Genomic DNA, 7,878 nt, shown 5'->3' on the forward strand with positions numbered 1-7,878 from the left:
GTTTAAAAAGATGAAACAGCTGCTAATGGTCCTGGTTAGCATGATGTTGCTCATACCAACGTTGTTGGTCTTTGTGCCAAAAGCGCATGCGGACGACACGGATGCAACATACGCCAAAATTAAAAAGAATGGTGTCTTAGTTGTCGGGATGTCAGCTGATTATGCACCGTTTGAATTCCACACGACGATCAATGGTCGTGATGAGATTGTCGGTTTTGAAGTTGCCATGGCCAAGCAACTTGCCAAAGATTTAGGCGTTAAGATGCAAATCAAGGAAATGGGCTTTGATGGCTTAATCGGCGCGTTGCAAACGGGTAAGATTGACGTCATTATTTCTGGTATCAATGCGACGCCAGAACGTGAACAGGTGGTGGCCTTTTCAAAACCTTACATGTCACCGAAACAAACGGTGTTGATTCTCAAGAAAAATGCCCCACAGTTTACGACTGATGTGAGTTCTTTTGCGGGTAAGAAGGTTGGGGCGCAACGCCAAACAACCCAAGAGACATTTGTGCAAGAGAACATGGCAAACTCAAAGTTGGTTAGTTTGCAAAAAGTACCCGATCTTGTGTCACAATTGTCTGCAGGTAAGATTGTCGGTGTTGTCTTAAATGATCCAATTTCAGAAGCGTATGCGCAGCAAAATAAGGCCTTAGCGGTTATTTATCCAAAGCCAAACGAATCTGAAGGGGCGGTTTCTATCGCTATGCCAAAGAATTCGCCAGTTTTGCAAGCCAAAATCAACGCTGCAATTGATCAAATGGTCTCATCTGGTCAACTCAATAAATTCAAAAAAGAAGCGAACACATTGATGTTTGCCAAGCAATCATTCTGGGCAAAGTATGGTAACTTGTTTGTCAAGGGAACTTTGATCACCTTGGCCTTAGCAGCAGTTGCCGTCATTATCGGTGTTGTTTTGGGGACGATTTTAGCCCTCTTTAAGTTATCACCAAACTTTATTTTAAGAGTGATTGGTAATGTTTACGTTGAATATGTCCGTGGGACACCGTTGTTGGTCCAAGCGTTCATGGTCTTCTTCGGGACACAAGTGATTGGCTTAAACCTATCAGCTTTTGCCGCCGGTTCACTGGCAATGGGCTTGAATTCAGCTGCGTATGTTGCTGAAATTATTCGTTCCGGTATTAACTCGGTTGATGGCGGGCAAACAGAAGCTGCGCGATCACTTGGTTTGTCAAAGCGTAAAACAATGCGTTTCATTGTGTTACCACAAGCGGTTAAGAATATCTTACCTGCTTTGGGAAACGAGTTTGTAACAGTCATTAAGGAAGGTTCTGTTGTCTCCGTCATCGGTGTTGGTGAATTGATGTTCCAAACAGGGGTGGTACAAGGTGCTAGCTTTAAGCCATTCTTCCCACTTTTGATTGCCTCATTCATTTACTTTATATTAACCTTTACGATTAGTCGTGCCTTGGGTTATGCTGAAAAGCGTATGGCACGTACCAGTCGCTAATGTGCAAAACGGTTTGACATTTTGTCAAACCGTTTTTTAATTGCAAGATAGAAAACGAATATTCAGGTTTTGATATTATGGAAACGCTTACAAAGCAAACGTTCGTTTATCAAGCTTAAATTAACGGTAACGTTCGTGTATAGCGAACGTTTTTTTAATTTGTGTGAATTTTCTTATTTAAAATCGTACTATTTTGCGCTTTTTTCTGTTAAATTTAAATAGCAGACGAACGAATAATTAATGTTAGATTGAATTATCGTTAAAAAACGAACAATGGAGGGTATTATGCCACAAGTCGCGGTAGTCATGGGATCAACGAGTGATTGGCCAACAATGAAGCAAACAGTCAAATTATTGGAGACGTTGGGCGTCACCTATGAAAAGCATGTGATTTCAGCTCATCGCATGCCAGAGCAGTTGCAAGCCTTTGGGCAAGCAGCACAGGACAAGGGGTTACAAGTGATCATTGCAGGTGCTGGCGGTGCAGCGCATTTACCTGGTATGCTAGCGGCCAATACGCTAGTGCCAGTTATTGGCGTACCGATGCAGTCACGGGCACTCAATGGTTTGGATTCACTCTTGTCAATTGTGCAAATGCCAGCTGGTATACCAGTCGCTACGGTGGCCATCGGTGAAGCAGGCGCCAAGAACGCAGCGATCTTAGCAGCGCAAATTGTCGCGCAAGGCCAGCCAGCTATTTTGGCTAATTTGATGGCGTACCGTGCCAAGCAAACCCAACAATCGATTGATAGTGAGGCTGATCTCGTATGACCAATCTTATTTTGCCACCGGCAACTATCGGCATTATTGGCGGTGGCCAACTTGGCCAAATGATGGCAATCGCCGCAAAGAACATGGGCTATAAAGTTGGTGTGCTTGATCCAACCTCAGCTGCACCAGCAGGCCAAGTGGCCGATTTTCAAATCGTGGCTGCCTATGATGATCAAGCAGCAATCGATGAGTTAGCTGCCCGCAGTGATGTGTTGACTTACGAATTTGAAAACGTCGACGTGACGGCACTGGCGAAACATGCTGATTTAGTGCCACAAGGGACTAAACTACTAGAAATTACCAGTAATCGTTTAACTGAGAAGACGTTTATCCGTGATGTGGCGAAAGTCCCAGTTGCGCAATTTATGGCCATCCACTCCGCCAAAGAATTTGCCGATGCGATTGGTCGGATTACCTTACCAGCCATTTTAAAAACCGTCAGTGGTGGTTATGACGGCCATGGTCAGTGGTCAGTTGACAATGAAGCGGATGTGGCAGCTCTTTTGGCTGATTTTCCTACAGGCACGCTGATTTTGGAACAACGCGTCCCATTTAAAAAAGAATTGAGTATCATGGTGACACGTGATGCCAATGATCGCGTGGTCTTTTGGCCCATTGCAGAAAACGTCCATGTCAATCATATTTTAAAAACCAGTGCTGCCCCAGCCGTGTTAAGTGCGGCCGATACAGCCAAAATTCAACAAATCGCAACGAGTATTGCCAATAGCTTGTCCTTACGTGGCGTGTTGGGCATTGAATTGTTTGTCAGTGATGATCATGTGTGGGTCAATGAACTGGCGCCACGCCCGCATAACTCAGGACATTACACCATTGAAGCGACGAATATTTCTCAATTTGAGGGGCATATTCGTAGTATTACTGGCTTATCACTGCCAGCGATTACCGCGCAAGCACCAGCCCTCATGCTTAATCTTTTGGGCGATGAAATCCAGCAAGCACGGGAAGATTTCGTCAATCATCCGGAATGGCATTTCCATGATTATGGCAAGGCAGCGATCAAACGTGATCGTAAAATGGGGCATATTACGGTGATTGGTGATGATAATAGCCAGAAACTAGATGAATGGAGTCAGACACATGGCCAGCGTTGAATTTGAAAATCGTGAGATTACACAAGCCACTCTTAAATATACGGGTAAAGCCAAACAGGTTTATACCACCAATGACCCAGAAATTTTATGGGTGCATTATCTTGATCAAGCCACTGCTTTAAACGGTAAAGTCAAGGAAACGATTACTGGTAAAGGGGAGCTTAATAGTGCCATTAGCCAGTTATTATTTGACTATTTGACGCGACACGGGATTGACAATCACTACTTGAAGTCGATTTCAGCCACCGATGAATTGGTGACGGCCTTAGACATTTTGCCGATTGAAGTTGTGACGCGTAACTATGCCTCAGGACACTTTGTCAGCAAGTTTGCTGCCACACCAATGCAAGCCTTAACGCCGGTGGTGCAAGAATTTTATTTCAAGTCGGATGCCCTAGATGATCCGTTCATGAATGATTCTCAGATTTTGGCGTTGGGTCATGCGACTGCCGCTGAATTGGCCCAATTACGTCAAAAATCACAAGATGTTAACCAATTACTCAGCGTGCTTTTTGAACAAGTTGGCATTCGCCTGGTTGATTTCAAACTAGAATTTGGCCGTACAGTCGCTGGCAAAATTATCTTAGCCGATGAATTATCACCCGACAACATGCGTTTAGTGGATATTGCCACTGGTAAGTCATTAGATAAAGATGTTTTCCGCCAACACACAGGTGATGTCACGGTTGGCTATCACGACGTCCTCACACGATTACAGAAAGCGATTTAAGGAGAGAAAAAATGTATTTAGCAAAGATTTATGTGACTTATAAGCCCTCAATTTTGGACCCACAAGGTGAAGTCATCAAGGCAGCCCTCCAACGTATGGATTACGCCGGTGTTGAACAAGTGGCGCAAGGTAAGTATTTTGAAGTGAAGTTGCATGCTAAGGATGTTGATACAGCGACAGCAGAAGTTGAAAGCTTTACGGATGCGTTGTTGATTAATCAAAATACAGAAACGTATCGCTTTGATTTGAGTTTAGTTGAAGATGAGGTGACTGCATGAAGGCCGCAGTAATTAGTTTTCCTGGCTCAAACTGTGATTTTGATATGCTCTATGCTTTACAAGATTTCGGTGTTGATGCGCAAATTATTTCCGCAAAAGCCAATGATTTAACTGGCTTTGATGCCATTTTTTTGCCAGGTGGCTTTTCATATGGCGATTACTTGCGAACTGGGGCGATTGCCCGTTTTTCACCAATTATGAGTGCGGTGACGCAAGCAGCCAATGACGGGAAGTTGATTGTTGGGATTTGCAATGGTTTCCAAATTTTAACTGAGGCTGGTTTGTTACCAGGTCAATTATTGGTTAATGCTACCCCTGGTTTTATCTGTGATGAAGTGCCACTCAGCATCGCTAATTCACAAACTGCCTTTACAAATGCGTATGATCCAGCAGAAACGATCATGATTCCTATTGCGCATGGTGAAGGGAATTACTATGCCGATGATGCCACTTTGGCTAAGTTAGAAGAAAATCAACAAGTTGTCTTCCGTTATGTCGAAAATCCTAATGGATCAGCCAACGATATCGCTGGGATCATGAATGAACAGGGCAATGTCTTTGGCATGATGCCACATCCTGAACGGGCAGTGGATGCTGTGACTGGTAACATTGATGGTCAAAACTTCTTCAAAAGCATTCTTTCTGGTATCTTGGCACGCGCATAGACGAGGTTGAGTCAACATCGGGGCATGCCGTTTGGCAATTATTGACGTTTTATTGAAAGGCAAAAAAACATGACAACAGTCACAAGTAACGAACTCACACCTGAGCAAGTTCGTGATTCAAAAATTTACACACAATGGGGACTAATGGAAGCAGAATACGATTTGATCGTTGCTGAACTCAAGCGCCTCCCTAACTATACGGAAACGGGTATTTTTTCTGGCATGTGGTCTGAACACGTGTCGTATAAGAAATCAAAGCCAATTTTACTTAAGTTCTGGTCAACAAATGTACGCGTCTTGCAAGGACCAGGTTAAGGGGCAGGAATCTTAGACATTGGTGACGGCCAGGCGGTCGTTTTCAAAGCTGAAAGTCACAACCATCCAAGTTTCGTTGAACCTTATGAAGGTGCGGCAACTGGTGTTGGTGGCATTCTGCGTGATATTTTCTCAATGGGTGCGCAACCCATTGCTGTGCTTGATTCACTCCGTTTTGGAGAATTAGACGATGCGCACACGAAGCACATTGTTGATGGTGTGATTGCCGGTATTGCTGGTTACGGGAACGCGATTGGCATTCCAACAGTCGGTGGTGAAATCAGCTTTGATAATGTTTACGCGGGTAATCCTTTGGTCAATGTTATGGCGGTTGGTTTAATGGACCAAGCGGCTATGCAAGTCGGTCAAGCCAAAGGTGTTGGGAATGCGATTATCTATGTTGGCGCCAAAACTGGCCGCGATGGGATTAACGGGGCGTCATTTGCTTCAGCAGAGTTCTCAACTGAACACGAATCAGATCGTTCAGCAGTCCAAGTTGGTGATCCTTTCTTAGAAAAGTTGGTTATGGATGCGACATTAAAAGCTGTTCATGACCACTCTGACATTATCGTTGGGATTCAAGACATGGGCGCTGCTGGATTGTTGTCATCAAGTTCTGAAATGGCCGCTAAAGCTGGCATGGGTATTACGTTGAATTTGAACAAAGTGCCGCAACGTGAAACGCACATGACCCCTTATGAACTGATGTTGTCAGAATCACAAGAACGCATGTTATTGGTGGTGAAGCGCGGTGAAGAACAAGCCATTTTAGATTTGTTCCACGAAGCGGATTTGGATGCTGTGGTGATTGGTGAAGTAACAGATAATGGCCGCTACGTATTGTCATTTAATGATGAAATTGTCGCTGATGTGCCGATTGACTTTTTGACACATGCGCCAAAGCAAGACTTGCCAATGGCTGAACCAAAGCGTTTGGCAACCTTTACGGCTGATCAGTATCAACCTGACTTGTCTGATGTCAAACAGACAATTCTTGACTTGTTGGCCCAACCAACGATTGCCTCAAAGGCCAGTCTATTCCGTCATTTTGATTCAATGGTGCGTGCGGATACGGCCATTAAGCCTGGTGGTGATGCCAGTTTGGTGCGCGTGCGTGGCACAAAGAAGGCGTTGGCCATGACGACCGATGTCAATGCACGTTATTTGTACTTAAATCCCCGTGTTGGGGCGAAAATGGCAGTCGCTGAAGCGGCCCGTAACATTGTCGCAACGGGTGCTTTGCCAATTGGGATTACGGATGGCTTGAACTTTGGGTCACCAGATAATCCAGAAGTGTATTATGAATTAGATCAAGCGGTTGCCGGTATTAATGAGGTGGCCAAGCAACTCAACACACCAATTATTTCGGGAAATGTCTCGCTTTACAATGAAACTGATGGTCAAGCTATTTACCCAACGCCAATGATCGGGATGGTTGGGTTACTGGATAACGTTGACCTTGCGACGACGATTGGCTTTAAGCAAGCCGGCGATGTGATTTATGTGATTGGGGCAACACAAGCGAGTTTCAACGGTTCAGAAATCCAAAAAATGCAAACCGGCACGATTGACGGCCAACTCTTTGAATTTGATGATGCAGCAGAAATGGCCGCTCAAACGCTTGTCCGTCAAGCAATTGGGCAACAGTTACTGGCTAGCGCGCATGATTTGGCTGAAGGTGGTTTGATTGTTGGTTTGTTGGAAAGCAGTTTTGCTGGTCAATTGAGCTTCAATGTCAACACAAACTTAGCGACACCATATTTGTTTGCCGAAACACCAAGCCGGTTCGTGGTGAGTGTGGCGGCAGATAAAGTGGCTGCTTTTGAAGCCTTGGCGGGCGATTTAGCCACGCGTATTGGCGACGTCACAACCGGCGATGATATTGTTGTGGCAACAACAACCGACGAAATTGTGTTGTCACGTCAGGCAGCACAAAAGGTTTATCAGGAGAGTATCTCATGGCAATTACAAGCGTAACCACACAGGAAATGGCCGCTAATTTGGCGCGACAGGCGGAAACAGCCCGTGTCAATGTGCGGAGCTTAAACGAAGAATGTGGGATTTTTGGTGTTTGGGGCCGACAAGATGCTGCGCAATTGACTTATTACGGGTTGCACGCCTTGCAACACCGTGGTCAAGAAGGTGCAGGCATCGTATCTAACCATGATGGGCATCTTTGGCAAGAACGTGGCTTAGGCTTGTTGAGTGATGTTTTCCGTGATCCAACACGGATTGAAGCGTTGGCTGGCGAAAGTGCTATCGGGCATGTCCGTTACGCAACGGCTGGTTCTCACGGCATTGAAAACATTCAACCCTTGATGGTGAATTTTCACGATATGCAAATTTCTTTGGCCCATAATGGTAATTTGACGAATGCGAAGTCACTCCGTCAAGGGTTGGAAAAAGAGGGCGCCATTTTCCAAAGTTCATCAGATTCAGAAATTTTATTGCACTTGATTCGCCGCTCAAAGGCGGATAAGTTTGTGGACAAGTTGAAAGAAGCCTTGAATATTGTGCGCGGTGGGTTTGCTTATCT

Annotated in this window: 7 protein-coding genes and 1 pseudogene; all 8 read left to right on the plus strand. The window is 44.9% G+C overall.

All coding sequences use genetic code 11. The features are described 5' to 3' along the window. The first annotated feature begins 10 nt into the window (after nucleotides 1–10). Nucleotides 11–1,471, plus strand: coding sequence for an ABC transporter substrate-binding protein/permease (locus ACW12G_RS03035; RefSeq protein ID WP_455647245.1), 1,461 nt, complete (start codon nucleotides 11–13; stop codon nucleotides 1,469–1,471). 285 nt (nucleotides 1,472–1,756) lie between these two features. Next, on the plus strand, nucleotides 1,757–2,242 hold the full coding sequence (gene purE / locus ACW12G_RS03040; protein ID WP_010006377.1) for a 5-(carboxyamino)imidazole ribonucleotide mutase: 486 nt from the start codon (nucleotides 1,757–1,759) through the stop codon (nucleotides 2,240–2,242). Further along, nucleotides 2,239–3,354 (plus strand): 5-(carboxyamino)imidazole ribonucleotide synthase, encoded by a 1,116-nt coding sequence (purK, locus tag ACW12G_RS03045; RefSeq protein ID WP_455647236.1) that lies wholly within the window; start codon nucleotides 2,239–2,241, stop codon nucleotides 3,352–3,354. Before purE ends, purK begins: the two co-directional genes overlap by 4 nt. Continuing rightward, nucleotides 3,341–4,084 carry a phosphoribosylaminoimidazolesuccinocarboxamide synthase gene (locus ACW12G_RS03050; protein WP_147000585.1) on the plus strand — a complete coding sequence of 248 codons (744 nt, stop codon included), beginning with the start codon at nucleotides 3,341–3,343 and terminating at the stop codon, nucleotides 4,082–4,084. The genes purK and ACW12G_RS03050 overlap by 14 nt, the downstream gene beginning before the upstream one ends. 11 nt (nucleotides 4,085–4,095) lie before the next feature. Further along, entirely contained in the window at nucleotides 4,096–4,362 is a 267-nt protein-coding gene (gene purS / locus ACW12G_RS03055; RefSeq protein WP_010006383.1) for a phosphoribosylformylglycinamidine synthase subunit PurS, read from the plus strand. Beyond that, entirely contained in the window at nucleotides 4,359–5,027 is a 669-nt protein-coding gene (gene purQ / locus ACW12G_RS03060) for a phosphoribosylformylglycinamidine synthase subunit PurQ (protein ID WP_010006384.1), read from the plus strand. Before purS ends, purQ begins: the two co-directional genes overlap by 4 nt. A 69-nt stretch (nucleotides 5,028–5,096) precedes the next feature. After that, nucleotides 5,097–7,319: pseudogene (gene purL / locus ACW12G_RS03065) on the plus strand (phosphoribosylformylglycinamidine synthase subunit PurL). Next, on the plus strand, nucleotides 7,301–7,878 hold a 578-nt coding region (locus tag ACW12G_RS03070), incomplete at its 3' end, for an amidophosphoribosyltransferase (protein ID WP_455647237.1). The pseudogene purL and the gene ACW12G_RS03070, both read left to right, overlap by 19 nt.

The sequence above is a fragment of the Leuconostoc sp. genome (assembly GCF_965300815.1).